This is a genomic window from Trinickia fusca (assembly GCF_003628145.1).
GTDB classification, from domain to species: domain Bacteria; phylum Pseudomonadota; class Gammaproteobacteria; order Burkholderiales; family Burkholderiaceae; genus Trinickia; species Trinickia fusca.
The window spans coordinates 115,252-141,739 of sequence record NZ_RBZV01000002.1; the positions used below are offsets into that span (position 1 = coordinate 115,252).

Sequence of the window (26,488 nt, forward strand, 5' to 3'; positions counted from 1 at the left end):
TGACGGCACGTGGCCTGCGCCGATCAGAGCGCTGCGCCGCCGCCCGGCGTTACGCGGCGTGGCGCGAGACGCCGCGCGATGCGCACGAAGGCCAGCCAGTGCTGCGACCAGAACCCTTCGCCATACGATTCGCCTTCGATCTGCGCCCGGATGCCGGTCGGCTCGACTGCGCGATTCCACGACGCCGTCTTGAACAGCATGTCCCACCACGGGAACAGCACGCCGAAGTTGCAGCCGTAGGCCGTGCCTTCGTGGCCGTAGCCCACCGCGTGGTGGCGGCGATGGAACGCCGGACTCACGATGAGCCGCTCGAGCAGCCAGCCGAAGTTCAACCGCGCATTCGTGTGCTGCACGCTCTGCGCGAAATTGGTCACGGCCGTCAGCACGACGAACTGCGTCGGCGCAATGCCGATCGCGAGTGCGATCGCAGCGAAAAAGCCGGCTTGAATGATGTCGTCGAGCAGATGATTGCGATCGTCGCACCACAACGACATCTGCCGCTGGCTGTGATGAACTGCGTGCAGCTCCCACCAGATGCCGATCCGGTGCTGCCAGCGGTGATACCAATAGCCGGCGAAATCGAGCACCACGAGATAGATGAGGAACGTGACGAGCGGCTGCGAGGTCACGCCGGGCCACAGATTGTCCAGATCGATGTTGGCGATGCCTTGATAGCGGAGCCAGACCTGCGTGTTGTCGAAGATCGGCTGAAAAGCGAAGAAGAAGAAGAGATTGAAGAGGCCGAGCTTGGCGATCCACGTGTAGAGGACGTCCACGCGCACGGCCTTGCGGCTCTCCCACCGCTCGATGGGCCGCAGCGCCTCGAGCGGACGCAGCAGCGCGTACATCGCGACGATCGTCAGCAAGCCGACGATGACGGGATACAGCGCATCGTAGGTGTCCTCGTCGTAGTCCATCCAGCCGATTTGGAACAGCAGCGGCTGCGCGACGTTGACGTAAAGCCAGGTCTGCAACGTCGAGACGAGCGTATCGAGCGAACTAACGATCAGATGAAACATAGCCGGACCGATCCTGATGCTGAAGCGCCGTTCAAGCGCCGTTCGGCGCCGTCACCGGCGCGCGGTCGAAGAAATAAATGCCGTGCGGCGAGCGCCCCACCGCGATCGTCTTCACGAGCTGGTAGGTCTTCAAATCGATGATGCCGACATGCTTGGCGAAGCGGAACGTCACCCACAGATAGCGCTTATCGGCCGACAGCTCCATGTCGTCCGGCCCCGGCATCAAGCCCGTGATGTCGCGCACGTTCGTCAGCGTTTCCTCGTCGATGATGCTGATCGTGCCGGCGACGCGGTTGCTGAGCGCCACGTGGCGCCCGTCGTCGAGCGAGCGGAAGTTGTGCGCGCCCTTGCCCGTATGAATGCGCTTGATCACCTGCTGCGTGCGCCAATCGACGACGGCCACGTCGTCCTCGCCGGTCATGCCGACGAGCAGATACTTGTCGCCCGGCGTCAGCCACAAGCCGGCCGGCGTGTCGCCGACCTTCATCTTCCACTTGACCGTCTGCGTCGCCAGATCGACGGCCGCCAGCTCGCCCGAGACCTGCAGCGTGACGAAGACGGTCTTGCTGTCGTTCGTGAACGCCATGTGGCTCGGCATCGTCGCGAGCGGCAGACGCTTGGCGAGCACCGGCTCCTTGCCGTCGTAGTGGTAGACGTCGAGACGATCGAGCCGCAGGCCCGTCGTCACGAACCATTTACGGTCAGGCGAAAAGCCGAGCTGATACGGGTCCTCGATGTTCTCGATCCACTTTTGCAGCTTGCCCGTCTTCGGGTCGACCAGCATCAGGTTGTTCGAGACCGAATTGGCGACGATCAGCGAGCTGTTGTCGGGCATCGCCATCAGGTGGTGCGGCTCTTTGCCCGTCGGCACTTTGCCGACGACTTGCTGCGACGCTTCGTCAATCAGGCTCAGCGTCGCCTCGCCCGAATTGAGCACGATCACGTTGTTCGCGTGGGCCAGTGGGGAGAGCAGACCGGCCGCGGCCGCCACAAGCGCGGCCGCCACGGCGCCGCTGGCGCGCTTCGCGCCCGAAACAAAAAGGGTATGCATGAGTACTCTGAGAAAAAAGCCGACGCAATCTTAAAACGTTTGCGCGGCTGCGAGGTTGACGACGCTCAGGGAAATCCGCCATTCGTCGCGCGCCCCGCGTTTGACTGGCGCAAAAGGGTCGGAGCCGATCACCGTTGCATCGACTCCCACACCTTGTGTAACCGCTTAATGGAGACCGGCATCGGCGTGCGCAGTTCCTGCGCGAACAACGAAATGCGCAACTCCTCGAGCATCCAGCGGAACTCGGTCAGCCGCGCGTCGGCCACGCCCCCGCGGGTGGACTGCGCACGCTGATAGTGCTGCAACAACGGTTGCAATTCCGTGAACTGGCGCGCGTCGCGGGTCGGATCGGCCTTGAGCTTGTCGATGCGCAACGCGACGCCCTTCAGGTAGCGCGGGAAATGCGCGAGCTGCGTGTAAGGCGTATCGACGACGAAGCGCTTGCCGAGCAACGCCTGCACTTGCTGCTGCATGTCGGCATGAGCCTGCGCGAACGGCTTGGCCTGCACGAGCTTCTTCGTCACGGCCGCGTATTCGGCCAGGATCTGGCCGACGAGCCGCGCGATCTCCTGCGCGAGCAGCGAGAGCCGCCCCTTGCCCTCGTCGCGGCGCGCATGGAAGCTCGCGTCGTCGTCGGGCAGCGGCTCCTGCAGACACGCGCGCTCGAGGGCCATATCGATCAGTTGATCGCGCAGTTGCTCCTGTGTGCCGAGCGGCATGAACTGCATCGCCATCTCACGCAGCCCCGGCAGGTTCTTCTCGAGATACTTGATCGGCTCGCGCAACTGCAGCGCGAACAGGCGCCGCAGCCCGGCACGGTGAATGCGCGCGGCTTCCTCAGGAGAATCGAAGACCTCGACGTCGCAGTGCGTCGTGCGGTCGACGAGCGCCGGATAGCCGAACAGCGTCTGTCCACCGCGCCGGACCTCGAGGAGTTCCGGCAGCTTGCCGAAGTTCCACGTCGTGAGGTTCTCGTACAGTGCCGTGGCCGTACCGTCACCGCTCGCCCCCGGTGCCGCCCCCTGCCCGGCCCCGCTCGCGGCTCGCGCGTTCTGCACGCTCTGCGCGCTCGCGCCTCGCTCGGGCGTTGCCGGCGTGCCGCGCACACCCGGCGCGCGCGCTGCCGCGGTGACCGAGGCCGAAGCCGAAGCCGCAGCGCCGGCCACTGCCATCGTCGAGCCCGCCGCGAGCTTCTGGAAGTGGCGCTGCGCATCGCCGCCGAGCTCGGCGCGCAGTTGCGCGAGATTGCGCCCCATCGCGAGCTGACGGCCGTGCTCGTCGACGACCTTGAAGTTCATGAACAAGTGTGCCGGCAGCGTCTCGAGCTTGAAGTCGGTCGTCTTGAGCATGACCTGGGTGGTGGCGCGCACGTCGGCGATCAGGGCTTCGACGAGGCCCCCCCCGCCGACACGCTCGGCCGTCCGCTCGACGAAACCGGCTGCGTATTCGGGCAGCGGCACGCAATGACGACGCAGCTTCTGCGGCAGCGACTTGAGCAGCAGCTGCACCTTCTCCTTCAGCATGCCGGGCACGAGCCATTCGGCGCGCCGCGCATCGACCTGATTGAGCGCGTAAAGCGGCACGGCCAGCGTCACGCCATCGCGTGGCGAGCCGGGCTCGAAATGATAGGCGAGCGTCATGTCGACACCCGCCATCGGCATGCGCTTCGGAAACAGGTCGGTCGTGACGCCGGCCGCTTCATGACGCATGAGGTCGTCGCGCGACAGATACAGCAGCCGCAGCTTGTCCTCGGGCTGCCCGCTTCTGCCGACCTCCTCGCGATACCAGCGCTCGAACGCCGTGCCCGTGCAGATACCTTGCGGCACCGCCTGATCGTAGAACGCGAAGATCAGCTCGTCGTCGACGAGCACGTCCTGCCGACGCGACTTGTGCTCGAGCTGCTCGATGTCGGTCAGCAGCTTGCGGTTATGCGCGAAGAACATGAGCTTCGTGTCGAATTCGCCGTCGACAAGCGCACCGCGAATGAACAGCTCGCGTGCGCGGGCCGGGTCGCGCGGCCCGAACGCGACGCGCCGCCGGTGATAGACCGGCAAGCCGTACAGCGTGGCGCGCTCGAACGCCGACACCTGCGCGGGGCGTTTTTCCCAGTGCGGCTCGGACAGCGATTTCTTCAACAAGTGCGCGCCGATTTTCTCGATCCATTCCGGCTCGATTTTCGCGAGGCAGCGCGCGTAGAGCCGGCTCGTCTCGACGAGTTCGGCCGCCATGATCCAGCGCCCCGCCTTCTTCGCGAGCATGGAGCCCGGCCACAGGAAGAACTTGATGCCGCGCGCGCCCAGATAATGCGGCTCGTCGTCGGCTTTCAGGCCCACGTTGCCGAGCAGCCCCGTCAGCAGCGCGAGGTGAACCTGCTCGTAGGTGGCTTCCGTTTCGTTCAGGCGCCAGCCATGCTCGCGCACGACCGTCAGCAGCTGCGAGTGCACGTCGCGCCACTCGCGCAACCGCAGGTGCGACAGAAAGTTCTCGCGGCACGAGTCGACGAGTTGACGGTTCGACTTCTTGTGCGCGACGGCCTCACCGAACCAATTCCACAGCTTGATCCACTGCAGGAACTCGGAGCGCTCATCGGCGAAGCGCCGGTGCGCCTGATCGGCTTGCTCCTGCGCGTCGGCAGGTCGCTCGCGCGGGTCCTGCACCGACAGCGCGCTCGCGATGATCAAGACTTCGGTGAGCGCGTGCTGATCGCGCGCAGCCAGGATCATGCGGCCCACGCGCGGATCGAGCGGCAGGCGCGCGAGCTCGCGGCCGAGTGGCGTGAGCCGGTTCTCGTCGTCGACGGCACCGAGCTCGTTCAGCAGCTGATAGCCGTCGGCGATCGCACGGCCCGGCGGCGGCTCGATGAACGGGAACGTCTCGATCTCGGTCAGGTGCAGCGACTTCATGCGCAGAATCACCGACGCGAGCGACGAGCGCAGGATTTCGGGGTCGGTAAAGCGCACCCGAGCCGCAAAATCGGCTTCGTCATAAAGGCGAATGCAGATCCCGTCGGCCACCCGCCCGCACCGACCGGCCCGCTGATTCGCGGCCGCCTGCGAGATCGGCTCGACCTGCAACTGCTCGACCTTGTTGCGATACGAGTAGCGCTTGACGCGCGCGAGCCCGGTATCGACGACGTAGCGGATGCCCGGCACCGTCAACGAGGTTTCGGCGACGTTGGTCGCGAGCACGAGGCGCCGCGCGTTCGACGCCTTGAACACGCGCGCTTGCTCCTCGGCCGAGAGCCGCGCGAACAACGGCAGAATCTCGGTGTGCGGCGGATGGTGCTTCCTCAGCGCTTCGGCGGCTTCCCGGATCTCGCGCTCGCCGGGCAAAAACACGAGCACGTCGCCCGGGCCGGCGCGGCACAGCTCGTCGACGGCATCGACGATCGCATCCATGAGATCGCGCTCGGCATCGCGCGCGCTTTTCAAGCGCTCACGCCCCGCGGGCGCGCCCTGCGCCGCTTTGATCGCGGGGCTCACCTCCTCGACGGGCCGATAGCGGACCTCGACCGGATACAGCCGTCCGCTGACTTCGATCACGGGGGCCGGCTTCTCGTCGGTGCCGAAATGGCGCGCGAAGCGGTCAGCGTCGATCGTGGCCGAGGTCACGATCAACTTCAGGTCGGGCCGGCGCGGCAGGATTTCCTTCAGATAGCCGAGCAGGAAATCGATGTTCAGGCTTCGCTCATGCGCCTCGTCGATGATCAACGTGTCGTAGGCGCGCAGAAGCGGGTCGGTTTGCGTCTCGGCCAGCAAAATGCCGTCGGTCATCAGTTTCACCGACGCGCCGGGCGCGAGATTGTCCGTGAAGCGCACCTTGTAGCCGACTACCTCGCCGAACGGCGTGCCGAGCTCTTCGGCGATACGCCGCCCGGTCGCGGCCGCTGCAATACGGCGCGGCTGCGTATGGCCGATGAGCCCCGCACCGCCGGCGCCGCGCCCGCGGCCGAGCGCGAGGCAGATCTTGGGCAGCTGCGTCGTCTTGCCCGAGCCCGTTTCGCCGGAGACGATCACGACCTGGTGGTCGGCGATCGCGCGCGCGATCTCTTCGCGGCGGCCCGAGACGGGCAGCGCGGCGGGAAACTCGATCGGCGGAACCGGGTTGGGCGGGATGGGCGAAGGACGGGAATGGCTCGGGCGCGCCGGACGCGGTGCGCGCGGCGGCCGGCCCTCATTCGTGGCCGGACTTTTGGGTACGTTCGACATGGGGGCGCATTATAATCCCGGCATGAATTCTCAAACCGACCTCGTTTCCGCCCAACAGAGCGCCTCCAGCCGGCCGCCGACGCCCGAGTGCGCCGACGACCACGCGCAGTTCGTCGACTGGATGCGTTCGGTTGCCCCGTATATCCACGCATTCCGCAACAAGACCTTCGTCGTCGGATTCGGCGGTGAGGTGGTCCATCAGGGCCTGTTGAACGCCCTGGTGGCCGACGTCGCGCTGCTGCAGGCGATGGGCATCCAAATCGTGCTCGTGCACGGCTCTCGTCCGCAGGTCGAGGAGCAAATGAGTCTGCACGGCGTGCAGTCGGAGTTCTCGCACGGCATGCGCATCACCGATGCCAGAGCGCTCGAATCGGCCAAGGAAGCGGCCGGCGAAGTGCGGCTCGATATCGAAGCGGCGATCAGCCAAGGCTTGCCGAACACGCCGATGGCGCACGCGCACATCAGCGTCGTGTCGGGCAACTTCGTCACGGCGCGTCCGGTCGGCATTCTCGACGGCGTGGATTTCGCGCATACGGGCGTCGTGCGCAAGATCGATGCCGAGTCGATCCGCCACTCGCTCGCGAGCCGCAAGATCGTGCTGCTTTCGCCGCTCGGTTTCTCGCCGACCGGCGAAGCGTTCAACCTGTCGATGGAAGACGTGGCCTCGGCCGCGGCCATCGCGCTGCGTGCCGACAAGATCATCTTCCTGACGGAAACGCCGGGCATCATGGACGAGCAAGGCGAGCTCGTGCACGAAATGTCGCTCGACGAGGCCTACCGCCTGCACGAGAGCGGCGAGGTCAAAGGCGATGCCGCGTTCTACCTGAAGCACGCGGCGCGCGCGTGCCGCGGCGGCGTCGCGCGTGCGCACATCATTCCGTACTCGCTCGACGGCAGCCTGCTGCTCGAACTGTTCCTGCACGATGGCGTCGGCACGATGATCTCGTACGAGAACCTCGAGAGCCTGCGCGAGGCCACGCCCGACGACGTCGGCGGCATCCTCACGCTGATCGAGCCGCTCGAGTCCGACGGTACGCTCGTCAAGCGCGGCCGCCACCAGATCGAACGCGATATCGATCACTTCTCGGTCATCGAGCACGATGGCGTGCTGTTCGGCTGTGCGGCGCTGTACCCGTATCCGCAAGAGCGCATCGGCGAAATGGCCTGCCTGACCGTCGCGCCCGAGGCGCAGGGCTCGGGCGATGGCGAGCGCCTGCTCAAGCGCATCGAACAGCGTGCCCGCGCACGCGGCCTCACGCGCATCTTCGTGCTGACGACGCGTACCGAGCACTGGTTCTTGAAGCGCGGCTTCGTGAAGGCCACGGTCGACGACCTGCCCGAAGACCGCCGCCGCCTCTATAACTGGCAGCGCAAGTCGCTCGTGCTGATGAAGCACCTCTGAGCGCACGACACTGCCCTGCCGCCCCACATCGATTACAGGAGAAACCCACGATGACCCGCATGGTTCAATGCGCAAAGCTCGGCAAGGAAGCCGAAGGCCTTGATTTTCCGCCGCTGCCGGGCGAGCTTGGCAAGCGCATCTACGAAAGCGTCTCGAAGGAAGCATGGCAAGGCTGGCTCAAGCATCAGACGATGCTGATCAACGAGAACCGCCTGAACATGGCCGATCCGCGCGCGCGTCAATACCTGATGAAGCAAACGGAAAAGTTCTTCTTCGGCGAAGGCGCCGATCAAGCTTCCGGGTACGTTCCGCCGACCGAGGGCTGACCGCCTGCGCGTCGAGCGCCGGCGCCAGAAAGAAAGCCGGTTCGCCCCTACGCTGGGGCGAACCGGCTTTTTTACTTCGTGCGGCCTTCGCGCGGCCGCCAAGGTCACGCGCGGCTCATCGCTTCGGCGCAACGTGCGCCGAGTGCATCGACAGCAGCTCGATGTCCATATCCTTGGCGAGCAGGTCGGCGCTATCCTTCACGAACTCGACCAGATACGGCTGCGCGAAATGCGCGTCCAGATCGGCGTTCGAGCGCCAGTTCTCGTACATCACCCACTGCGCCGGATCGTCGTTCGAACGATGCACGTCGTAGTTGATGCAGCCCGCTTCGCTGCGCGAGGGCTCGACCAGTTTCAGCAACCGGCGGCCCAGTTCCTCTTCGCTGCCCGGCTTCGCTTGCAGATGGGCGATCAGCGTCAGTTGTTGTCGTTCGTTCGTCACGATTCTCGAGTCCTCACATTAAGAAATGCCGCATCAGCGTAGCGATCAGCGGGGCTTGCTCATCGAGCGCAAAGTGGCTCGCATTCAACAGATGGATCTCGGCATCCGGCACCTCACGTCCGATGGCCAGCGCGCCTTCGGTCGTAAACAGCGGGTCCCGCTTGCCCCACACAACGAGCGTGCGCGGCTGCTGCTCGCGCAGCCAGGCCTGCCACTGCGGATACGCCGCAACGTTCGTGCGGTAGTCGTAGACGAGCTCCATCTGAATCTGGTCCATGCCCGGGCGCGTCAGAAACGCGTATTCGTCGGCCCAGGTGTCAGGGTCGATGCGCGCTTCGTCGAACACGCCGGCCAGGTGACGCTGACGCGCGACCTCGGGCGACAGCATCGCCGCACGCGCGGCCTCGTAGTGCGCGCTGCGGTCGTTCCAGAACTCGCGCCTGAGCTTCCAGCCCGCCGACAGCCCCTCCTCGTGCACGACAGCGTTCTGAAAGACCAGCGCCGTGACGCGCTCGGGATGTGCAAGTGCGAGCCGCATGCCGATGGGGCCGCCGTAGTCTTGCAGATACAGGGCATAGCGCTCGAGTTCGAGCGTATCGAGCAGGCGTTGCGTGTAGTGCGCCAGATTGTCGAACGTATAGCGGAAAGCGTCCGGCGAAGGCGCGTCGCTGTGACCGAAGCCTGGATAGTCGGGGGCGATCACGCGGTAGCGGTCGGCCAGCAGCGGCATGAGCCCCGTGTACATGCGCGACGACGACGGAAAGCCGTGCAGCAGTACGATGACGGGCGCATCGAGCGCGCCGGCCTCGCGATAGAACAGCTTGATGCCGTCGATGGTGATCGTGTGGTGACGAACGATGGTGCTGTCGCGACCGTGAAGGGTGGACATGCTGAGCTCCTTGTTGTTGTTGGCTTGTTATCAGGGTCTTTGCCAATGATTCGCCATGCGCGATTCGCCCATGACGCACGAATCAGCTGGCCACGAGCGTGTGTAGCTGCGCGCGCACACGCCCGTCTTCGATGACGAGCACGCCCGCGGACACCGGCAACTTGAACCGGCGCGGCCCCGCGCTGCCGGGATTGACGAACAGCACGCCATCTTCCGTGCGCACCGACGGCTTGTGCGAATGCCCTGTCACGACGACGTCGATACCTTCGGCACGCGGATCGATATCGAGGTCGGCGATATCGTGCACCACGTGAACCGCGACGCCGGCGACCTTCAGCGTCGTGCGCAGGGGCAAATGCTCGGCCCAGACGCCGCAATCGTTGTTGCCCCGTACAGCCGTCACGGGCGCCAATTGCTGAAGCGCCTCGAGCACGTGTGGCGCGCAAATGTCGCCGGCATGCACGATGGCGTCGCAGCCGGCGAGCCAATCGAGCGCCTCGGGTCGCACGAGGTTGTGTGTATCGGAGATCAGACCAATGCGGGCGTGGCTGGCGTTTATCGACATCAGCAAATCGAATATTCAGTGCAGATCCGGCCGCGAATACGCACGTGTGTCATGCATGGGCGCCATGAAGCGAGCAAAGGAGGTCACGTGACCGATGCAGCGCTGCCCGCGCGCCGCGCGTCGCCACGACGGCGCCGACCTGCCCGAGATTGAAGTCGAGCGACACCATCAATTCCATCAGGGCAACCATCGGCAACACCACTGACGGGTTGTAGAGTTGGCTTTCGATCAGGTTCTTCATGATGACTTTCCTCTTTGCTCTTCGCTCTTTGCGGGCGGGGCGCCTAGCCGCCAATCCCTTATCGCTTCGATGGAAACGATTCTAGGCAGAGCGCGCGCCCCGATAAATGCGCAAATCGGAAAGTCACTTGTCGGTGTGGCCGAACAATCGCTCGCGCGCCTTATTCGAGCGGCGCACCAATGAACGCGGGCAACGCCTCAGCGCGCGCGGAGAACGCCGCCAGCGCCGGATAGCGCGCCGCGTCGATCGTGCCCGGCAGAATGAACTGCGTAAAGCGCCAGGCCACGGCTAGGGTGATGTCGGGCTGCATGATGCGCTCGCCAAGCGTCCAGCCGCTCGTCGAGCACGCGGCGAGCTCGCGCTCGAGCAGGTCGTAGGCGGCGGCCAGTTGCCCGGTCAGGCGCTCGAGCCAAGGCCCATGCTGCTTCTCGGCAGGCCGCAAATTCTTTTCATAGACGATCTGCACCGTCTTCTCGGCCGCGACGAGCCCAAAACCGATCAGGTGCAGCGCCCGCGTGCGCGCGGCCAGTTCCTCGGGCATCAAGCGCTGCGCGGGCGCGACCTTGTGGTCGAGCTGATCGAGGATCAGCGTCGAATCGACCAGCAGCGAGCCGTCGTCTTCGATCAGCGTCGGGGCCTTCACGACCGGGTTCAGTGCGGCGAACGTGTCGAACTGGCGAAACACCGATATCGAACGATGTTCGAACGTCACGCCCAGCACGGCCAGCGATATGGCCACGCGGCGCACGAACGGGGAATCCAGCATGCCTATCAGTTGCATGGGGTGCTCTCGTCGGTAACAAAGGGGACCGACTAGTGTAGCGAAGCCGCGCGCGACGTGCAGGCAGACGGGTCAACCGACCATGATCGGCATTGCCTGACAAATTGAAAGGTGAAAACACTACCTCTCACGCTACGACGGCTACCACTCCGACATTTGGCAGTTACCGCGCCAATCCAATCGCGTTACCGTCGCCTGCCCTCTCCTTCACACACCATCGCGATGACCGAACCCATCGAACTTCGCACGGCACGGCCCGACGATTACGCGGCGATCGTCGCTTTGCAAAAGGCGAACGTCATTCACAACCTCAGCGAAGCCGAACAGCGCGGCGGGTTCCTCTCGGCCGAGATCCCCGAGGACAAGCTCTCGACGATCGCACTCGAGACCGGCATCGTCGTCGCTTACGACGGCAGTGAGTTCGCAGGCTTTGTCTGCATCTCGCGTCTCGCGCACTGGCATGGCAACGCGATCATCGACGCGCTCGTGACATCGTTGGGCGAAGAAGCCACCTTCGAACCTGCCCGCACCTGCCTGCTCGGCCCAGGCTGCCTCGCCCAATCGGCACGCGGCAAAGGCGTGATCGGCCAATTGATCGAGCATGCGATCGCGACGGCCAAGCCGCGCTTTCGTACCGCGATCACGTTCATCGCCGCCGATAACGAACGCTCGCTGCGCGCTACCGAGAAGATCGGCTATCGGGCCGCGAACCGGTTCGTCGTAAGCGGGCGGGAATACTGCGGCTTCTGGCTCGCGCTCTCTTAACCGTCCTTGGCTTTCAGGATGTAGCCCAGGCCGCGCAACGTCATGATCTGCGCCGTCGACGAGGCCAGATGCTTGCGCAGCCGATGAATGTAGATATCGATGGCATCGGCGCTGGGCTCGTCGTCGAGGCTGTAGACGCTATCCATCAGGGCTTGCTTCGACACGGTCTTGCCCTGGCGCAGCATCAACGTTTCGAGGATCGCATGCTCGCGGCGGCGCAGCGAGAGCGGCACGTCGTGATGGTGGAACTCGCGTGTGTCGGAGATGTACTGCAAATCGCCGCACACGAGCGCCGTCGACTTTCCGCTCGACTGGCGGCGAATCAGTGCCTTGATGCGTGCAACGAGCTCGCGTGCATCGAACGGCTTGACCACGTAGTCGTCGGCGCCGAGGCTGAAGCAATCGACCTTGTCGTCGATCGAGCCATGGGCGGTCAGCATCAGCACGGGCACGTTGTCGCCGCGGCGCCGCAAGCGCGTCAGCACGTCCTTGCCGCTCATGCGCGGCAGCCGCATGTCGAGCAGGACGACGTCGTAGCGCTGTGTCGCCAGTACGGCGTCGGCCGATTCGCCGTCTGGCGCACAGTCGACGGCGAAATTCTCGCCGCGCAGCAGATTGACGATCCAGTGCGCCAGTTCGGCGCTGTCTTCTACGAGCAACAGCTTCATCGCGTTGGTTCCTCTAGCCCCCGCCAAGCCGGCAGACGCACGGATGCGACGAGCCCTACGCGGCCCGGCCCAGGTGCCACCGCCACCGTGCCGCCATGCGACTGCGCAATGCGGCGCACGATCGCCAGCCCGAGACCCGTCCCGTCACTATCGCTGGCGCCGCGGAAAAAGCGCTTGAATACGTGGGCGCGCAGCTCGGCCGGAATGCCGGGCCCGTTGTCGACGACCTCGAACACGACCTCGTCGCCTTCGCGCCGCCCGGCCGCCGTGACGTGCCCGCCCTCCTGGGTATACCGGATCGCATTGTCGACGAGATTGGCGACGAGCGCCCCCAGCAGATGCTCACTGCCGGCCACGCGCAAGTCGCCGTCGAGCTCGGCGCCAAGATCGATATGACGCCGCTGCGCCGCCAACACGAGCTCCTCGAGCGCCGACGAAACGACCTGCGTCATGTCGACGGCTGCATCGGCGGCCGGCTTGGGCGCCGATTCGGCCTGCGCGAGCAGCAGCAGCTGGTTCGTGATTTCGATCATCTTGCGGCTCGTGCGGCGAATGCCGGCGAGCGCATCGGTCAGCGCCGGATCGTGCGGCGAGCACTGACAGGCGAATTGCACCTGCGTATCGAGCAGCGTCAGCGGCGTGCGCAACTGGTGTGCGGCGTCGGCGATGAACTGGCGTTGCGTACTCGCCTGCAGGTTGAGCCGTGCGATGCACTGATTGATCGCATCGACGATCGGCCTGAGCTCCGAGTGCAGATGCGCGACGCGGATCGGCTCGAGCTGCATCGGCTCGCGATCGGCCACGTCGTCCTTCAATTTCATGAGCGGCCGCAACTCGGTCGTGAGTCCGATCAGCACGAGCGCCACGGCCAGCGCGAGCATCAAGCCCTGGCGCGCGAGCTGCGGATGCCAGAGGTCCTCGATCATGGCCATGCGCGAGCCCTGCGTCTTGCCGACCACGACCGTCACGGGCAGGACGGTGCCCGAATCGTAGAGCTGCCGCTGATAGGCGACGGCACGCAGTGGCTGGCCATGCAGCATCGTGTCATAGAACGCCGGATACGCCTCAGCCTGCTCGGGCAAGGCCAGATCGGGCGAGCCGCCGAGCAGCCGGTCGCGGCCCGCCACGACCTTGTAGAACACGTGATCGTGATACGGCGACTCGAAGATCTCGAGCGCCGCGGGCGGAATGACGGCACTCAACGCACCATTGACCCAGGTCACGTCTTCGCCGATCGTCCGCGCCGAGGCCAGCAACGCGTTGTCCTGCACAAGGTCGGCCGTCTGGCGCGCCGCGCTGTACGACAGCATCCCCGTCACGAACATGAAGGCCGCGAGCGGCAACAGCACCCACCACAGCAGGCGGGCGCGCAGGCTTGCCATCATCGGCCGCCCCCTTCATGCGGGGCCGGCCCCGGATGCGACACGGCCCGGTGGCCGCTGTCGCCGGCGAGGCCGATCAGAATCAAAACGCGGCGGGTCTCCATTTCAACAAACGCTTTTCCAATGCGGTCAACACATAGTCGGTCGTAAGCGCGACCACGGCCAGCACGATCATCGCCGCGAACACGCCGCTCGCGTTGAACGCGCCTTGTGCCGTCGAGATCAACAGACCGATGCCCTGCTTCGAGCCGAGAAACTCCCCGACGACCGCACCGACCAGTGCGAAGCCGAAGCTCACGTGCAGGCTCGCGAGAATCCACGACAGCGCCGACGGAATCACGACCGAGGTCGTCAGCTGCCGTTTCGAAGCGCCCAGGATCTGGGCATTCGCGATCATGTAGCGGTCGGCTTCGCGCACACCTTGAAACGCGTTGCCGAACACGACGAAAAATACCATGACGACGGCCAGCGCGACCTTCGAGGCCATGCCGAGCCCCAACGCGATCACGAACACCGAGCCCAGCACCACACGCGGAATCGAGTTGGCAATCTGGATGTAGATGCTGAAAACGTCGGAGAGCAGCTTGTTGCGACCCAACACGACGCCGCACACGACGCCGCCGATCGAGCCGATCAGAAAGCCGAGCAGCGTTTCCTCGAGTGTCACCCACACCTGAACCAGCAGCGGCCCCTGCGAGGTCCCGTTCTGGAACCAGTCGATGATCTGGGCAAAGATCAGCGACGGCATCGAGAAGAAGAACGGATCGATCCATTTGAAGCGGCCGGCGAGCTCCCAGCCGCCGAGTACGAATACCAGCACCGCGATACGCAGCGCAATGACGAGTGCATGACGTCGACGCAGGTGACGCTGCGCGACACGTTCGGCTTCGGCCAGCGACGCGTGGCCGAAATCCGCTTGGATAGGTTCAGTGGTTGCCATCATCAGTCGTCCATAGTCCATATCGAGGCAGGGTCAAGCGATCTGCACTTCTTCGCGCAGGTCATGCCAGATGTCGCGCGAGATTTCAATGAAGCGCGGCTCATAGCGAATTTCCGACGTGATACGCGGACGCGGCAGGTCGATCTCGTAGACCTTCTTCAGCGTCGCCGGGCGCGCGGTCAGCACGAACACGCGGTCGGCCAGCGCTATCGCCTCTTCGAGATCGTGCGTGACGAACACCACCGAGCCCGCGTTGGCCGACCACAGCTGCAGCAGTTCGTCTTGCATCAGCGTGCGCGTCTGCATATCGAGCGCCGAGAACGGCTCGTCCATCAGCAGGATCTCGGGCTTGTTGATGAACGTCTGCGCGAGCGCGACACGTTTGCGCATGCCGCCCGACAGCTGGTGCGGATAGTGATGGCCGAACTTTTCGAGGCCGACGCGGCGCAGCCACTGCTGCGCTTCTTCGTAGGCCGCCGCTTTCGAACGGCCGCGGAACAGCGGGCCGGCCGCGACGTTGTCGAGCACCGAGCGCCACGGGAACACGGCGTCGGCCTGAAACACGAAGCCGATACGCGGATCGATGCCGGTGACGGGCGAGCCCATCACGCGCACCTCGCCGGACGTCGGCTGGAGCAGACCCGTGATCATGCTGAGCGTCGTCGACTTGCCGCAGCCCGTGGGCCCGACGATGGCGACGAACTCGCCCTTGGCGACGGACATGCTGAAATCGCGCAGCGCGATCGTCGCCTTGCCGTCGGGAGAAATGAAGCGGCACGACACCGAGCGAAACTCGATGACGGGCACGTCTTTCGAAGCAGCGTGGTTCATCTTGGACATCCAGGAAATAGGCGGCGCCGCGAGGAAAGCAGCGTCCGGTGTTCGGCGGCGTGTCGCGCGTCGAGTCGTCCGTTATTTGGCCGTCACGAATTCGTTCGTGTACGTCTTCGACAGATCGACGTGCTTGCCCTTGACCGACGGGTTGAACGCCGCGAGCACCTTCAGGACCGTATCGGGGCCGTCGGCCGGCATCTTGCCGTCCGCTGTATACATCGGCAGCGACGCCTTCAGCGCGCTCACGTACAGCGCCTTGTCCTTCTGATAATCGGCCGGCATCTTGGCTGCGATCTCGTCGGCGCTATGCGTGTGAATGAACTGCATCGTGCGCACGAACGCATGAGCGAGCTTCTTCGCCTGCGCCTTGTGACCGTCCGCCCACGCCGACTGGACATAGAGGCTCGACGCCGGATACGTGCCGCCGAGCGCGGCCTTCGTGCCCTCGACCGAGCGCATGTCGACGAGCACCTTCGCCTCGCCGCCCTTCAGCAGGGCCGAGACGGTCGGCTCGGTCGTCATGCCGGCATCGATGCGGCCTTGCTTGACGGCCGCGATGAAGCTCGCATCGGCGCCCACGGGCAGCATCGTGTACTCGGTCGATTTGATGCCGTGCTGCTGCGCGAGATACTGGGTAAGAAAGCTCGTCGACGAGCCCAGGCCCGTCACGCCCAGCGTCTTGCCCTTCACGTCGCCCATCGACTTGAGCGTATCGGCCGACTTCGCCGACACCATCTCGACTTCGCCGGGCACCTGGCCGAACACGACGATCGACTCGACGTTCTTGCCCTTCGTCTGCAGATCGATCGTATGGTCGTAGAAACCGACGACGGCCTGCACGGCACCGGCCAGAAGCTCGTTCTCGGCGTCGACGCCGGCCGGCTGCGAAAGCAATTCGACGTTGAGCCCTTCGTCCTTGAAGTAGCCGAGCTGTTCGGTCAGACGGGCGGGCAGATAGATGAGCTTGGTGATGCCGCCCACCATGATGCTGATCTTGCCGTCATCGGCCGCCGCGGCAGGTTGCGACGCGGCACCAAATGCGAGGGCCGAAGCAAGTGCGAGAACGTGAAACTTTCGCAAGGTCGGGTACATCTTGGGTCTCCGTTTTTGTCGCGGGCGCGGGATGCGACCGGTCTGCATGGATGGCCGATTCTAGGAGAAGCAATCTTTCCCGAGGCTTTCATGTTCGTAGACTAGGTATACGGGATTTCCATGAGATACGGCTGATTTGCCTCGCCAACGGAGCGATTACGCGTGGGGCGTGTCAGTCCGCATGCCGTGCCTCGGCGAGCCGGTGCGGGAGCGGCCGGCCGCCGGCCGTGCGTCGCAATCGGCCGGCTCGCGCATGCTCGATTCACGGCATCGTTTGCCGGTTATGGGCGATGATGGCGAGCGCATGGCCGTGGCACCGGCATCGGTTTCGATGTTGGCGGCCCATCGATGATACGGAGTCCCCACGATGACAGATGTTTCCCAGCTCGACGCTCCCGCGCCGTGGTTCGGCGCGGCCCGTCACCGGAGCGCGCGCCCATGACCGCTTCGACGGCACAAACACCCACGCCCACTGCCCACGCCCAGCGCCACGGCCTCACGGTCGTGCAAGGCGCGGCGCTCTATGTCGGCGCCGTGCTCGGCACCGGTGTGATCGCGCTGCCCGCGCTGGCCGCGCAAATCGCGGGGCCGGCCTCGCTGCTCGCGTGGCTGGCGCTCGTCATCCTGTCGGCGCCGCTGGCAGGCACTTTCGCGGCGCTCGGCGCGCGCTACCCCGACGCGGGCGGCGTGGCCACCTACGTGCGCAACGCTTTCGGCCCGCGCGCCTCGGCCATCGTCGGTTGGTGCTTCTATTTCGCGATCCCGGCGGGCAACCCCGCGGCCGCCATGTTCGCGGGCGCCTACGTCGCGCAAGCGATCGGCGGCGGGACCCACACTGCTTTTCTGACAGGCGCAGCACTACTTGCGATCGTCACCGTGGCCAATGCGCTCGGTGTGACCGTCTCAGGCCGCGTACAAGTAGTGCTGTCGGCACTGCTCGTCGCGCTGCTGCTCGCCGCCGTCGCGAGCTCGGCACCGCATGCACACGCCGCGAACCTGCATCCCTTTGCCCCGCACGGTTGGTCTGCCATCGTGCCCGCCGCTGCGCTGCTCGTCTGGAGCTTCGCGGGCTGGGAAGCAATCACGCACCTGGCTGGCGAGTTCCGGCATCCGGCACGCGACCTGCCGCTTGCATCCGGCATCGCCGTGGTGGTCGTCGGCGCGCTCTATCTGGCGGTCGCGGCGGCAATCGTGCTCGTGTTGGGCCCAGCGGCAGGCAGCAGCAACGCGCCGCTTGCTGAACTGCTGGTGCTCGGCATCGGCGGCAAGATCCATGTGGTGGCCGCAGCGGCCGCACTGCTGCTGACGCTCGGCACGATGAACGCCTATTTCGCGGGCGCAGCCAAGCTCGGCGCCGCGCTCGCGCGTGACGGCGCTCTGCCGGCCTGGCTCGCGGCAGGCAGTCATGCCGGCGATGTCCCGCGCCGTAGCCTGGCCGCGATCTCGACGATGTCGGCTGTCGCGCTGGCCGCTGTCGCGCTGCTTGGCGTCGACGCCAAGCCCCTCGTGATGTTGACGACGGGCTCGTTCGTGACCGTCTACGCGCTCGGCACTGCCGCTGCGCTACGCCTGTTGCCGCGCGGGAGCATCGCGCATCGCTGCGCGCAATGTGCCATGGCCGCCGTCGCCGTACTCGCCATCGCGACCGGTTGGTTCCTGCTGTGGCCGCTCGTGATGAGCGCCTGCGCACTGCTCTACTTGCACTTCAATTCGCACAGCAGCAAGCCACAGCCGCAAGTCGAGTCGCGCGATTGCGCGTAAGCGCCGAGCCGGTCGGCGCTCAGATATCGCTGATCGGTTCGTGCCCGACTCAACAACCTTGGCGACATGTGGCCCAAGATCTGGGGGCGGCGCTGAGCTGAGCGAGACTGATTACGCGTAGCGCAGGAATTCGGCCAGTGGCTTGCGCGGCTTTTGCGGCCAATTGCCTTGCGCCGCGTAGCCTGCGGCGATCAGCATGACGGGCACTTCGTTGGCGGTCAGCCCAAACGCTTCCGACACCGCTTGTGGATCGAACCCGCTCATCGGCCCCGTGGCGAGCCCCATCGCCTCCGCTGCAAGCATCAACGTCATCCCGGCCAGGCTTGCTGAACGAAACGCCTCGTCGCGTTGCAACTGCGCATTGCCCTCGTGCGATCCCGATGCCATGCCGACCCAGGTATCGAAGATATCCTGCGTGAGGATGCCTTGATCGACCGATGGCTTAAGCATCGTCGGCAGTTGACGATGGGCATTGAGCGTGCCGACCACGATGAAAGTCACCGCAGCATCGACGACCTTCTGCTGTCCGTACGCAGCAGCCTTGAGCCGTTCCTTGGCCTCGCGATCGCGCACCGCGATCAGCGTGCGGTTCTGAAAGTTGTAGGCGCTTGGCGCGAGCGAGGCAAGCCTTGCCAGCTCGTGAATTTGCTCGTCCGATATCGGGCGTGACGTGTCGAAGTGGTTGGCCGAGATGCGTTTTTCAATAGTGTCGTGAACGACTGACATCGAATACTCCTTGGGTACGGGGCTAGGATGACGAAACGATGGACGCAATGTAGGATTTCCATCATGCAATGACCATATGCATCAACACATACTTCACTTGCAGATATGCAATACAAACTGACCGCGGGCGATCTCGAGGTCGTGCTGGCCTTGACGCGTGCCGGCACGCTGGCGCAGGCTGGCGAACGACTTGGCGTCGACGGCTCGACCGTCTTTCGCGCTTTGCAGCGCGTTGAAAAGGGGCTCGGCTTTCGCTTGTTCGAACGCTCTCGTACGGGCTTTCAAGCGCTCGAACTCGCGCAGGAGCTCGCCGCCCACGCCGAGCGCGTCGAATCGCAGCTCGAAGCGGCCCGCTCGGCGACGCAATCGCATCCTGGACAGGTATCGGGCACCGTGCGCATCACGACGACCGATACGATCCTGCACGGCGTCGTTGCGCCGGCGCTGAAGGCGTTGAAGCGCGCTCACCCGCTGTTGACCTATGAGCTGCAAGCGGGCAACGAGCTCGCGAGCCTCACGCGTCGCGATGCCGATATCGCCGTGCGTGCGACCAAGCGGCCGCCTGGTCATCTGCTCGGCAAGCAAGTCGGGCCGATTCGCTCGGCACTCTATGCGGCCAGGAAAGGCGGCCCCAAGACGTTCGACGCTCGTATCGCGCAAGCGTCAAGCTGGATCGCTCCGGACGATGCCCTGCCCGACCATCCTTCGGTCGTATGGCGCAAGAAGCACTTTCCGAAGGTGGCGCCGACTTATCGGGTGAACAGCATCACGAGCGTGGCGGAGCTCGTCGCGCAAGGTCTTGGGATCGGCGTGCTGCCGATGTTCCTCGGTGAGCGGCGCGGTGATCTCGTGCAGATCACGGATGAGCTTGATGAGTGTCGTACCGAGCTATGGGTGCTCACGCATACCGAGACGCGTCATCTGCGACGGGTGGCGGCGGTGTATGCGCATCTGGTTGAGGCGATCGTGATGGAGTAGGCGCGATCAGGCCTGGACGAGACCGGCGCTCGCGATGCCTTCCAGCGCCGTCACGATCTCGGCGATCGCGTGGTTTTCGACATCGAATCCGCCCGGCCACGCCATCGCGTTGATGATGCGAAAGCCGTCCTGGACGAGCCAGATTACTTCGGCTTGCTCGTCATGCTGATATGGGCCTGCAGGTGGCCAACCGTACCAGAGGTCTTGCCGGTTGACCGTGCGTACCGCGCCTGCAAGTTCTTCACGGTAGACGTCCCAGTACGCCTGCGATGCGCATTTAGGCGCATCGAACGCATGCAACGTACCGATGCGCTCCTTCGGCAAGAACAGCGGCGTCAGCAGCGTGCGCTCTCCCCCGAGCGAGTGACCCTCGACGTTCACGGCCACATCGGGTCCGATGTGGGATGACACCCACTGCCATAGCTCCTGCATGCCGCTGTACGCCCCTGCCGCGACGATACCGCCACGTGGCACGGACACGGGCAGTAGGTACAGGTCGTCGAGCAGATCGACGTTGTCAGCCTCGCCAAAGCGCGTGCCACTAATCGACAAGTACGTGGCCCCGGCGGCATCGTGAGAGAGCACCGCTTGGTGCGAGGCGTCGCGATGCTGGCCGATGAACGTGAGCCCCAACGCGGCGAATGCTGCCTTCGCCTCGTCTTCGTCCGCGATATAGGCCGCCTCCGCGCGTTTGGCCGCTGCGTAAATCGCCGGCCAGTTCACGGTGCGCTCGCAGGTGCCGGTACCCGTGCATTCGCCGTCGCGCTTGCGTGCGTAGCCGCGATTTGCTTCTCGATTACGCCCGCTGCACCGATTACCACCTCGATGCCTACGAGGCTAGCCTGAATCTCGGCCTGCGTCTGCGGTGGCATCGGGACAGTGGCGAGCACCGTGCCGAGCGCTGGCAGCGCTTGCTGCGCGAGGCCTTCCACATTGGTGGCCGTGATCGTCGCACCAGCCGTACAGGCAGCTGCAACGGGCTTTTGCGCTTGCGTAAGCAATGCAGCCGCCTTCTGTGCGGCCGGCACATCGGTCATCGATGCGTCGAGCGCAATCAACTGTGCCATCGCAGCCTCGATCGGAGGGCACGCGATTTGTAGCGTTTGTTGCGGTGTCATCGCGGGCGACGAGGCACAACCCGGCAACATCGCGAGCAAGGCTACGCCTGCCGCGCAAGGCAGCATCTTTTTCATTTGGATTCCTTGTTTATTGATGTGCCGCACGACTCGCGGCGAGGTGACTGGACGACTTAATGCTCGAGGGCGGACGATGGGGTAGCCGCCTCGCTTTGGTTAACGGTCATCGCATCAGCAGGCGCGACGGCACCGACCAATAGACCAGCGCTCATGCGCGACCCGTTCAACGCATCGATGCCCGACTGCGCCGAGTGAAAACCGCCGAGCGCTGCGATCGCGCTCATGATGATCGTGACGAGCCCGGCAAGTTGCGCGATGAACTCGGACACGTCGGTTTTACCGCGATAGGCAAAGTATCCCCAGATCGCCAGAACCGAGATCAACAACGCAATCAGCCCCATGTAGATGGCAAGTTTTTGTTTGACGGTCATTCAATTTCCTATCGAGGGGTAGCTGAATCGCTGCCAGCCGCATCGGGAACATCGAGTGCATCGAGGCCGTGCGTTCCAATGATCGATGCGATCTTCGCCGCGTATTGCGGATCGGTTGCATAGCCGGCCTTGGCGATCGCCTCGGCGAAGGCGGCTCCGCTCGTGCAAGCAAATGCGGGCTGATAGCGTGGATTCTCGAGCAGGAACGACGCGTGGTCCGTGATGCTGCCAAGCCAGTCGCCGTACTTGCGCCAGTTTGCAGGCACCATCACCCATTGGCCGCCGAGGTATTCGCGCGTGGGCATCGCCAGCACAGGGCCGTGCCATGACGCGTCGGCCTTCACGCCGAACAGGTTGAAGCCCTCGACAGCGAGACGAGAGGTGCCCCAGCCAGACTCGAGCGCACCTTCGGCGACCACGAATGACGCTGGAATACGCGTGTTTTCTGCCGATGCACGTGCAGCTGGGGCAAGACTGGCGATGAAGTCTTGTGGACTCAAATATCACTCCATGAAGAATTTACGGATCGGCTCGAACCAGCTGTGCTCGCCGCCCGAGCCTTTCCAGGCGAGGTACAGCAGTACGACTAGCACCGCTTTACGAATCAACCCGAATGCACCTTCTCCGACGTCGCGATAGAAATCGTTGCGCATGTACTGCCGCAGCGATGCGGCGAAGTAGCGCGACAGTTCGTCGACGTGCTCTTGCTTCAGGTTGAGGCGTTGCAGCACCTCGCGCGGAATCTCCGGCATCTGATCGTCTTGCATGGGTCCTCCGGAGGTTAAAAAAAAGCCGCCCGAAGGCGGCCGCTTGGTCGACGTCCCGTATTACTGCGGGTTCACCCAGGCGATGGCCTGAGCTGCCGGGATCGTCGTGGCGCTGTTGACTTGATAGGTCAACGTAACAAGCTGCGATTGGCATTTGTTGAGCCACGTCACGAACGATGCGACGACGGCCTGCGCTTGCGCCTGCGTGTGTTGCTTGAACGACCACGTGCCGGCCGACTCGCACCAGAGCAAACCGCCTGATGCGCAATTTGCAACCGTGTTTTGGTTAGTCTGATCCGTCAGCATGCTTGGATAGGCGTACGCTGCCCCAAGTGCGCTGGATGAGAATCCGCTCGTGACCGCGGCCGAGCATGCTGAACTAAGCAGGGCCGCTTGGCTCTGCTGTGCTTGAGGAAGCGTGAGGGATGGGGCGGGCGTGTTCCCCGCATTGACCCACGCCTGATACGCTTGGTAATCGCGATTTGCCGGATCAGCCGGGATGAAACTCCCGTCGTCGCGCTGGATCGAACCAGTCGTCATTAGCTTGTACATGTCGTCTCCCTTAGAGTTCGCAGTCGGCTGTCACGTGCGCGTACATTTGGTAAGTCGCCGTGAGTGCCCCGGTCGCATAGGCCATTCCATTCGATATAACCACACGGGACGTAGAACAGTCCGCGACCGCTAACGGCGCCCGGTAGGTGTTCGACTGAGTCAGATTCGGGGTGTTGGGCAAATCCGGGCACCAGATGTTGATCGTCGGAACAACTCGCTTGTTGACCTTGAAGGTAAAGGTTGCTGCGCCATAGCCCATCGTGGAGGCGCTCGTCGTGGTGGCCAGTTGGGGGAGTGTGATGGACACGGCATTTGTCATACCTGACGAAGTGCTACCCGGAGTGGCCCCATTCGTATATGTCGTTTCGTAGAACCGCTGGCAAAGCGCGAGTTCTTGCTGGGTCGCGCGACGATCGAAATCCGTCGCCACCGGGCCAACCTCAAGTTGCACCCCCGTGATGTAAACGCTGTCATCGGCCCCGGCCGTTCCCGCCGGGGTGTACTCAAAAATCACGGCAAGTTGTGTCGTAAGCGCCGGAATTGGCAGCGCCAGACTGAATCGTTGCCAACCAATGGAAAGTTGTGGGCTGGACTGGCCGGCCGATGCGCCGTTCGTCCATGTGTTACAGGCGCCAGACGGCTGATCCGTGCCCTGCCCCGACCACACGTTCGCGTTGAACGATGCGCCCCCCGAATAATTTGCCCCTGCCTTCGCCCAAAACGACAACGTGCAGGTTTTGCCTTGCACGGGGATACTGGCTGAAGATTCAAGCGCCTGAAGCATTCCGAGAAAGCCCGTCGACGTGGCACCGCTGTTACGCCCGAGCTTTGCGGCGTAAGTAAAGCCTGGAAGCACTGCAGGGACCTGCGCAAGAATCCCCTGCGCACTGTATTGCTGGTACCCAGCCCACCGGTCGACCGACCCATACCCCCAGGCGGTAGAGACAAGCGAGTAAGTGCTACCACGCTGTGCTATATCCATTCCCCCGTTAATGAGAATGTTCTTGTTGCGAAGTGCATTCGTGACGAATGCAGTCGTCGCCAGCTTCGTGCTGTTGTCGAACTGCGCCGCCGTGACGCCGTACGACCCGGCAGCCAACTGACTCGCCCCGCCGCTACATTCGATCAGCACATATGCGCCAGCCCCGGAATTCAACGTCGGGTTCCAATACACGAGTGCATTGCCCTTGGCCACCATCTCACCGCCTTGCAGCGGTGCATGCGCCGAGCCCACCAGCGGATAAGCCGTACCCGTGGCATTCAACGTCGACGCACCGGTATTGGAATTCGCCACTTCAACCCAGAACGGCGCCCAAGGCACCGGGGCCGCAAGCGCCGGCGAGAATGCGACGACATACGCGTTCGTTGTGCCCGTATCTACGCCAACATTTACGACGCTCTGCTGCATTAGCAACTTGATTGCCGTGATGACCTGGTTATAGGCATTCTTACTTGGCGACAGCCCCGCCGTTTTCACGACGTTGAGCAGCTCGAGCATGACCATGTTCATGTAGTCAGCCGACAGGATCGTCGCCGCCTGCCCAGTCCCGGGGTTTCCATTCGTAAAGTACCCTGGCGTGCCAGCGGCGGCAGGCATCGGCATCGACGCGACGCAAGTCGGATCGTCATATTGATACATTCGTACCTCGATGTGTGATTTCGATAACGTTGTGGTGCATCAATCCGCAAAAGAATTACGGATTGACCCAGGCGATCGCTTCGACGGCATCGACCGATGTCGCCGTATTAACCTTCGTCGTCAATGCAATCAGCTGGGATTGGCAGTGGTTGAGCCAGGAGGCAAAACTGGTGACTACCGCTTGCGCCTGCGCTTGAGTGTGCTGGCGAAAAGCCCACGCACCGTTCGACTCGCACCAGAGCAACCCGCCCGACGGGCAATCGGCGACGGTGTTCTGGTTCGCTTGGTCAGTAACTGTGCTCGGATAGATATAGGCCGAGCCGAGTGCGTTCGAGGTGAAGCCCGAAATGATTGCGTTGGCGCAGGCTTGCGTAAGCTCGACTGTTTGCGTCGATTGCGCGGTGGCGAGTAGCTGGGCGGCGGTCGGCGGAGGAACCTGTGCGAGCGCGCCGCTTGCAACATACCACTGGCCCGGTTCGCTGACGCAGGTTTGCCATTGGGCTTGAGTAATCTCGATTACGTTGGTAACGCTTGCCGGAATAGGGCTATCAATATTGTCGTAGAATGCCGTGATGTTTCCGTTGATGTCGTAGACTGCTAATTTTTTTCCCATTTTTATCTCCCAATTGCCATCCACCAAATATAGTCTGTCGCCCACAAGCTGTTTGATGTGCCAAAATTTCCTATCTCAAACTGACTTAGGCTAATCACGCCAATTCGGCCGCTGTTAACACTTGTTGGATTAGAAACTGTCGCGCTTACGTTATAAACGGCGGCAGGGAACGCAATAGGAAAGGGGTAAGTCAGCATGCCCGAATTTGAACCCGGATTCCCCCCCCACTGAATGATCAGCCCGCTCGGCAGCTTTTGATAGCCGTTGGAGCCAAGCGACGAGCCGAAAAGTGGCGAATACTGCAACTGCGCAGCGCCAGCCCAGACAATCCAACCACCATTAGTCCCGCCGCCACTAGTTCCGAACATGACAAACTGCATGGAGTCGCCATTTGAAATGGACACAGATGGCAATGCCAAATTATTTGGAAAAATTTTGTCCGATCCTGATGGAACGACAGTGACCGCAGAACCACAGCCGTTATAGACGGTAAAGGCGGTCCCGAGTGGAACGCTCGTCGACGATGGGAGTGTTACATTCCCAGAAAACCCCAACGGCAAGTCTATAATTTGGCCAGCATTCGATGCGGACAGTACCAATCCGCCCCCCGTGCTCTGCTGCAAGACCCCTGACATATTGCCGAGCGTTCGCTGCACGAACGCCGTCGTCGCAAGCTTCGTACCGTTGTCGAACTGCGGCGGCGTCACCCCATACGATGCCACCGCCAACTGACTCGCCCCGCCGCTGCATTCGATCAGTACATAGGCCCCCGCACCCGAGCTCAACGTCGGGTTCCAATACACGAGTGCATTGCCCTTGGCCACCAGCTCGCCGCCTTGCAGCGGCGCATGCGCAGCGCCCACGAGCGGATAAGCCGTACCAGTCGTGTTCAACGTCGACGCACCCGTATTGGTATTCGCCACCTCGAACCAGAACGGCGCCCAAGGAATGGGCGCGGCAAGCGCCGGAGAGAACGCGACAACGCACGCATTCGCCATCCCCGTGTCGATGCCCACATTGGCAACGCCCTGCTGCGTCAGCGCCTTGACTGCCGTCACCACCTGGTTATAAGCGGTCTTGCTAGGCGACAGCCCCGCCGCCTTCACAACGTTGATCAGCTCGAGCATGACCGCGTTCATATAGTCGGCTGACAGAATCGTCGCCGCCTGTCCCGTGCTGGGGCTACCGTTCGTGAAGTAGCCCGGCGTGCCCGCCGCAGCGGGCGTCGGAAGCGTCGCCACGCAGGTCGGATCGTCATATTGATACATTCGTGCCTCAAT

General features: G+C 63.6%; 28 protein-coding genes. 5 read left to right on the top strand and 23 right to left on the bottom strand.

The annotated features are described in order from the left end of the window. Positions 1 to 23: 23 nt before the first annotated feature. From D7S89_RS05060 to hrpA, 3 genes are all read right to left on the bottom strand, one after another. A complete protein-coding gene (locus D7S89_RS05060; protein ID WP_121276285.1) occupies positions 24 to 1,019 on the bottom strand; it encodes a sterol desaturase family protein in 996 nt (331 codons plus the stop codon). 31 nt (positions 1,020 to 1,050) lie between these two features. Further along, complete coding sequence (locus D7S89_RS05065) at positions 1,051 to 2,070, bottom strand: YVTN family beta-propeller repeat protein (protein WP_121276286.1); 1,020 nt, start codon at positions 2,068 to 2,070, stop codon at positions 1,051 to 1,053. A 128-nt stretch (positions 2,071 to 2,198) separates the two neighbouring features. Next, a complete protein-coding gene (hrpA, locus tag D7S89_RS05070; RefSeq protein ID WP_121276288.1) occupies positions 2,199 to 6,278 on the bottom strand; it encodes an ATP-dependent RNA helicase HrpA in 4,080 nt (1,359 codons plus the stop codon). Positions 6,279 to 6,300: 22 nt separating this feature from the next. Here hrpA and argA point away from each other — a divergent pair, with 22 nt between their 5' ends. Next, on the top strand, positions 6,301 to 7,680 hold the full coding sequence (gene argA / locus D7S89_RS05075; RefSeq protein WP_121277303.1) for an amino-acid N-acetyltransferase: 1,380 nt from the start codon (positions 6,301 to 6,303) through the stop codon (positions 7,678 to 7,680). A 50-nt stretch (positions 7,681 to 7,730) separates the two neighbouring features. Further along, positions 7,731 to 8,006: an oxidative damage protection protein gene (locus tag D7S89_RS05080; RefSeq protein ID WP_121276290.1), complete on the top strand. Its 276-nt coding sequence runs from the start codon at positions 7,731 to 7,733 to the stop codon at positions 8,004 to 8,006. Between the two features lie 115 nt (positions 8,007 to 8,121). On the opposite strand, the gene D7S89_RS05085 is transcribed toward D7S89_RS05080, so the two are convergent. The 5 genes from D7S89_RS05085 to D7S89_RS05105 all read right to left on the bottom strand — a co-directional run bounded on the left by D7S89_RS05085 (position 8,122) and on the right by D7S89_RS05105 (position 10,924). After that, positions 8,122 to 8,448, bottom strand: coding sequence for a putative quinol monooxygenase (locus D7S89_RS05085; protein ID WP_121276292.1), 327 nt, complete (start codon positions 8,446 to 8,448; stop codon positions 8,122 to 8,124). A gap of 13 nt (positions 8,449 to 8,461) precedes the next feature. After that, positions 8,462 to 9,337: an alpha/beta fold hydrolase gene (locus tag D7S89_RS05090; protein ID WP_121276294.1), complete on the bottom strand. Its 876-nt coding sequence runs from the start codon at positions 9,335 to 9,337 to the stop codon at positions 8,462 to 8,464. An 82-nt stretch (positions 9,338 to 9,419) separates the two neighbouring features. Beyond that, a complete protein-coding gene (locus D7S89_RS05095) occupies positions 9,420 to 9,902 on the bottom strand; it encodes a metallophosphoesterase family protein (protein WP_121277304.1) in 483 nt (160 codons plus the stop codon). 49 nt (positions 9,903 to 9,951) lie between these two features. Next, positions 9,952 to 10,143: a hypothetical protein gene (locus D7S89_RS05100; RefSeq protein WP_121276296.1), complete on the bottom strand. Its 192-nt coding sequence runs from the start codon at positions 10,141 to 10,143 to the stop codon at positions 9,952 to 9,954. 160 nt (positions 10,144 to 10,303) lie between these two features. Then, positions 10,304 to 10,924 (bottom strand): glutathione S-transferase, encoded by a 621-nt coding sequence (locus D7S89_RS05105; protein WP_121276298.1) that lies wholly within the window; start codon positions 10,922 to 10,924, stop codon positions 10,304 to 10,306. Positions 10,925 to 11,146: 222 nt separating this feature from the next. On the opposite strand from D7S89_RS05105, the gene D7S89_RS05110 reads away from it, so the two are divergent. After that, positions 11,147 to 11,689, top strand: coding sequence for a GNAT family N-acetyltransferase (locus D7S89_RS05110; RefSeq protein ID WP_121276300.1), 543 nt, complete (start codon positions 11,147 to 11,149; stop codon positions 11,687 to 11,689). On the opposite strand, the gene D7S89_RS05115 is transcribed toward D7S89_RS05110, so the two are convergent. The 5 genes from D7S89_RS05115 to D7S89_RS05135 form a co-directional block, all read right to left on the bottom strand. Then, positions 11,686 to 12,357 carry a response regulator gene (locus tag D7S89_RS05115; protein WP_121276302.1) on the bottom strand — a complete coding sequence of 224 codons (672 nt, stop codon included), beginning with the start codon at positions 12,355 to 12,357 and terminating at the stop codon, positions 11,686 to 11,688. The two genes, D7S89_RS05110 and D7S89_RS05115, sit on opposite strands and share 4 nt — an antisense overlap. Further along, positions 12,354 to 13,742 carry a sensor histidine kinase gene (locus D7S89_RS05120; RefSeq protein ID WP_121276304.1) on the bottom strand — a complete coding sequence of 463 codons (1,389 nt, stop codon included), beginning with the start codon at positions 13,740 to 13,742 and terminating at the stop codon, positions 12,354 to 12,356. Before D7S89_RS05120 ends, D7S89_RS05115 begins: the two co-directional genes overlap by 4 nt. Before the next feature lie 79 nt (positions 13,743 to 13,821). Then, positions 13,822 to 14,679 carry an ABC transporter permease gene (locus D7S89_RS05125; RefSeq protein ID WP_121277305.1) on the bottom strand — a complete coding sequence of 286 codons (858 nt, stop codon included), beginning with the start codon at positions 14,677 to 14,679 and terminating at the stop codon, positions 13,822 to 13,824. Positions 14,680 to 14,712: 33 nt separating this feature from the next. Continuing rightward, a complete protein-coding gene (locus D7S89_RS05130; protein ID WP_121277306.1) occupies positions 14,713 to 15,510 on the bottom strand; it encodes an ABC transporter ATP-binding protein in 798 nt (265 codons plus the stop codon). Positions 15,511 to 15,591: 81 nt separating this feature from the next. After that, positions 15,592 to 16,605 (bottom strand): ABC transporter substrate-binding protein, encoded by a 1,014-nt coding sequence (locus tag D7S89_RS05135; RefSeq protein ID WP_121276306.1) that lies wholly within the window; start codon positions 16,603 to 16,605, stop codon positions 15,592 to 15,594. Between the two features lie 438 nt (positions 16,606 to 17,043). On the opposite strand from D7S89_RS05135, the gene D7S89_RS05140 reads away from it, so the two are divergent. Continuing rightward, positions 17,044 to 18,366 (top strand): amino acid permease, encoded by a 1,323-nt coding sequence (locus D7S89_RS05140; protein ID WP_121276308.1) that lies wholly within the window; start codon positions 17,044 to 17,046, stop codon positions 18,364 to 18,366. A gap of 111 nt (positions 18,367 to 18,477) precedes the next feature. Here D7S89_RS05140 and D7S89_RS05145 read toward each other — a convergent pair whose 3' ends face one another. Then, positions 18,478 to 19,092: a nitroreductase family protein gene (locus tag D7S89_RS05145; protein ID WP_121276310.1), complete on the bottom strand. Its 615-nt coding sequence runs from the start codon at positions 19,090 to 19,092 to the stop codon at positions 18,478 to 18,480. Between the two features lie 105 nt (positions 19,093 to 19,197). Here D7S89_RS05145 and D7S89_RS05150 point away from each other — a divergent pair, with 105 nt between their 5' ends. Further along, positions 19,198 to 20,070, top strand: a complete 873-nt coding sequence (locus D7S89_RS05150; RefSeq protein WP_121276312.1) for a LysR family transcriptional regulator — start codon at positions 19,198 to 19,200, stop codon at positions 20,068 to 20,070. Positions 20,071 to 20,076: 6 nt separating this feature from the next. Here the strand turns inward: D7S89_RS05150 and D7S89_RS05155 are convergent, their stop codons facing one another. From D7S89_RS05155 to D7S89_RS05195, 9 genes are read right to left on the bottom strand one after another with little or no spacing between them, the layout of a single operon-like run. Further along, entirely contained in the window at positions 20,077 to 20,793 is a 717-nt protein-coding gene (locus D7S89_RS05155; protein WP_121276314.1) for an alpha/beta hydrolase family protein, read from the bottom strand. After that, the gene (locus D7S89_RS05160; RefSeq protein ID WP_121276316.1) at positions 20,790 to 21,263 is read right to left on the bottom strand and encodes a hypothetical protein; all 474 of its coding nucleotides are present in this window, start codon (positions 21,261 to 21,263) and stop codon (positions 20,790 to 20,792) included. The genes D7S89_RS05155 and D7S89_RS05160 overlap by 4 nt, the downstream gene beginning before the upstream one ends. A gap of 56 nt (positions 21,264 to 21,319) precedes the next feature. Next, on the bottom strand, positions 21,320 to 21,637 hold the full coding sequence (locus D7S89_RS05165) for a hypothetical protein (protein ID WP_121276317.1): 318 nt from the start codon (positions 21,635 to 21,637) through the stop codon (positions 21,320 to 21,322). An 8-nt stretch (positions 21,638 to 21,645) separates the two neighbouring features. Further along, on the bottom strand, positions 21,646 to 22,137 hold the full coding sequence (locus D7S89_RS05170) for a glycoside hydrolase family 73 protein (RefSeq protein ID WP_121276319.1): 492 nt from the start codon (positions 22,135 to 22,137) through the stop codon (positions 21,646 to 21,648). 3 nt (positions 22,138 to 22,140) lie between these two features. Then, a complete protein-coding gene (locus D7S89_RS05175; protein ID WP_121276321.1) occupies positions 22,141 to 22,404 on the bottom strand; it encodes a hypothetical protein in 264 nt (87 codons plus the stop codon). A gap of 60 nt (positions 22,405 to 22,464) precedes the next feature. Continuing rightward, positions 22,465 to 22,956, bottom strand: a complete 492-nt coding sequence (locus tag D7S89_RS27110) for a hypothetical protein (RefSeq protein WP_147426594.1) — start codon at positions 22,954 to 22,956, stop codon at positions 22,465 to 22,467. Between the two features lie 10 nt (positions 22,957 to 22,966). Further along, a complete protein-coding gene (locus D7S89_RS05185; protein WP_121276325.1) occupies positions 22,967 to 24,595 on the bottom strand; it encodes a phage head spike fiber domain-containing protein in 1,629 nt (542 codons plus the stop codon). A gap of 55 nt (positions 24,596 to 24,650) precedes the next feature. Continuing rightward, positions 24,651 to 25,208 carry a hypothetical protein gene (locus D7S89_RS05190; protein WP_121276327.1) on the bottom strand — a complete coding sequence of 186 codons (558 nt, stop codon included), beginning with the start codon at positions 25,206 to 25,208 and terminating at the stop codon, positions 24,651 to 24,653. Between the two features lie 2 nt (positions 25,209 to 25,210). Continuing rightward, entirely contained in the window at positions 25,211 to 26,476 is a 1,266-nt protein-coding gene (locus D7S89_RS05195) for a gp53-like domain-containing protein (RefSeq protein ID WP_121276329.1), read from the bottom strand. Positions 26,477 to 26,488: the final 12 nt, after the last annotated feature.

Bases quoted from the DNA above. Each gene is read 5' to 3' on its own strand.
- D7S89_RS05080 (WP_121276290.1), top strand. From the start codon at position 7,731: ATGACCCGCATGGTTCAATGCGCAAAGCTCGGCAAGGAAGCCGAAGGC.
- argA (WP_121277303.1), top strand. From the start codon at position 6,301: ATGAATTCTCAAACCGACCTCGTTTCCGCCCAACAGAGCGCCTCCAGC.
- D7S89_RS05110 (WP_121276300.1), top strand. From the start codon at position 11,147: ATGACCGAACCCATCGAACTTCGCACGGCACGGCCCGACGATTACGCG.
- D7S89_RS05175 (WP_121276321.1), bottom strand. From the start codon at position 22,404: ATGCAAGACGATCAGATGCCGGAGATTCCGCGCGAGGTGCTGCAACGC.
- D7S89_RS05135 (WP_121276306.1), bottom strand. From the start codon at position 16,605: ATGTACCCGACCTTGCGAAAGTTTCACGTTCTCGCACTTGCTTCGGCC.
- D7S89_RS05190 (WP_121276327.1), bottom strand. From the start codon at position 25,208: ATGGGAAAAAAATTAGCAGTCTACGACATCAACGGAAACATCACGGCA.
- D7S89_RS05145 (WP_121276310.1), bottom strand. From the start codon at position 19,092: ATGTCAGTCGTTCACGACACTATTGAAAAACGCATCTCGGCCAACCAC.
- D7S89_RS05100 (WP_121276296.1), bottom strand. From the start codon at position 10,143: ATGAAGAACCTGATCGAAAGCCAACTCTACAACCCGTCAGTGGTGTTG.
- D7S89_RS05105 (WP_121276298.1), bottom strand. From the start codon at position 10,924: ATGCAACTGATAGGCATGCTGGATTCCCCGTTCGTGCGCCGCGTGGCC.
- D7S89_RS05090 (WP_121276294.1), bottom strand. From the start codon at position 9,337: ATGTCCACCCTTCACGGTCGCGACAGCACCATCGTTCGTCACCACACG.
- D7S89_RS05095 (WP_121277304.1), bottom strand. From the start codon at position 9,902: ATGTCGATAAACGCCAGCCACGCCCGCATTGGTCTGATCTCCGATACA.
- D7S89_RS05150 (WP_121276312.1), top strand. From the start codon at position 19,198: ATGCAATACAAACTGACCGCGGGCGATCTCGAGGTCGTGCTGGCCTTG.
- D7S89_RS05120 (WP_121276304.1), bottom strand. From the start codon at position 13,742: ATGATGGCAAGCCTGCGCGCCCGCCTGCTGTGGTGGGTGCTGTTGCCG.
- D7S89_RS05165 (WP_121276317.1), bottom strand. From the start codon at position 21,637: ATGACCGTCAAACAAAAACTTGCCATCTACATGGGGCTGATTGCGTTG.
- D7S89_RS05060 (WP_121276285.1), bottom strand. From the start codon at position 1,019: ATGTTTCATCTGATCGTTAGTTCGCTCGATACGCTCGTCTCGACGTTG.
- hrpA (WP_121276288.1), bottom strand. From the start codon at position 6,278: ATGTCGAACGTACCCAAAAGTCCGGCCACGAATGAGGGCCGGCCGCCG.
- D7S89_RS27110 (WP_147426594.1), bottom strand. From the start codon at position 22,956: ATGTACAAGCTAATGACGACTGGTTCGATCCAGCGCGACGACGGGAGT.
- D7S89_RS05130 (WP_121277306.1), bottom strand. From the start codon at position 15,510: ATGAACCACGCTGCTTCGAAAGACGTGCCCGTCATCGAGTTTCGCTCG.
- D7S89_RS05160 (WP_121276316.1), bottom strand. From the start codon at position 21,263: ATGAAAAAGATGCTGCCTTGCGCGGCAGGCGTAGCCTTGCTCGCGATG.
- D7S89_RS05185 (WP_121276325.1), bottom strand. From the start codon at position 24,595: ATGTATCAATATGACGATCCGACTTGCGTCGCGTCGATGCCGATGCCT.
- D7S89_RS05195 (WP_121276329.1), bottom strand. From the start codon at position 26,476: ATGTATCAATATGACGATCCGACCTGCGTGGCGACGCTTCCGACGCCC.
- D7S89_RS05115 (WP_121276302.1), bottom strand. From the start codon at position 12,357: ATGAAGCTGTTGCTCGTAGAAGACAGCGCCGAACTGGCGCACTGGATC.
- D7S89_RS05065 (WP_121276286.1), bottom strand. From the start codon at position 2,070: ATGCATACCCTTTTTGTTTCGGGCGCGAAGCGCGCCAGCGGCGCCGTG.
- D7S89_RS05140 (WP_121276308.1), top strand. From the start codon at position 17,044: ATGACCGCTTCGACGGCACAAACACCCACGCCCACTGCCCACGCCCAG.
- D7S89_RS05125 (WP_121277305.1), bottom strand. From the start codon at position 14,679: ATGGCAACCACTGAACCTATCCAAGCGGATTTCGGCCACGCGTCGCTG.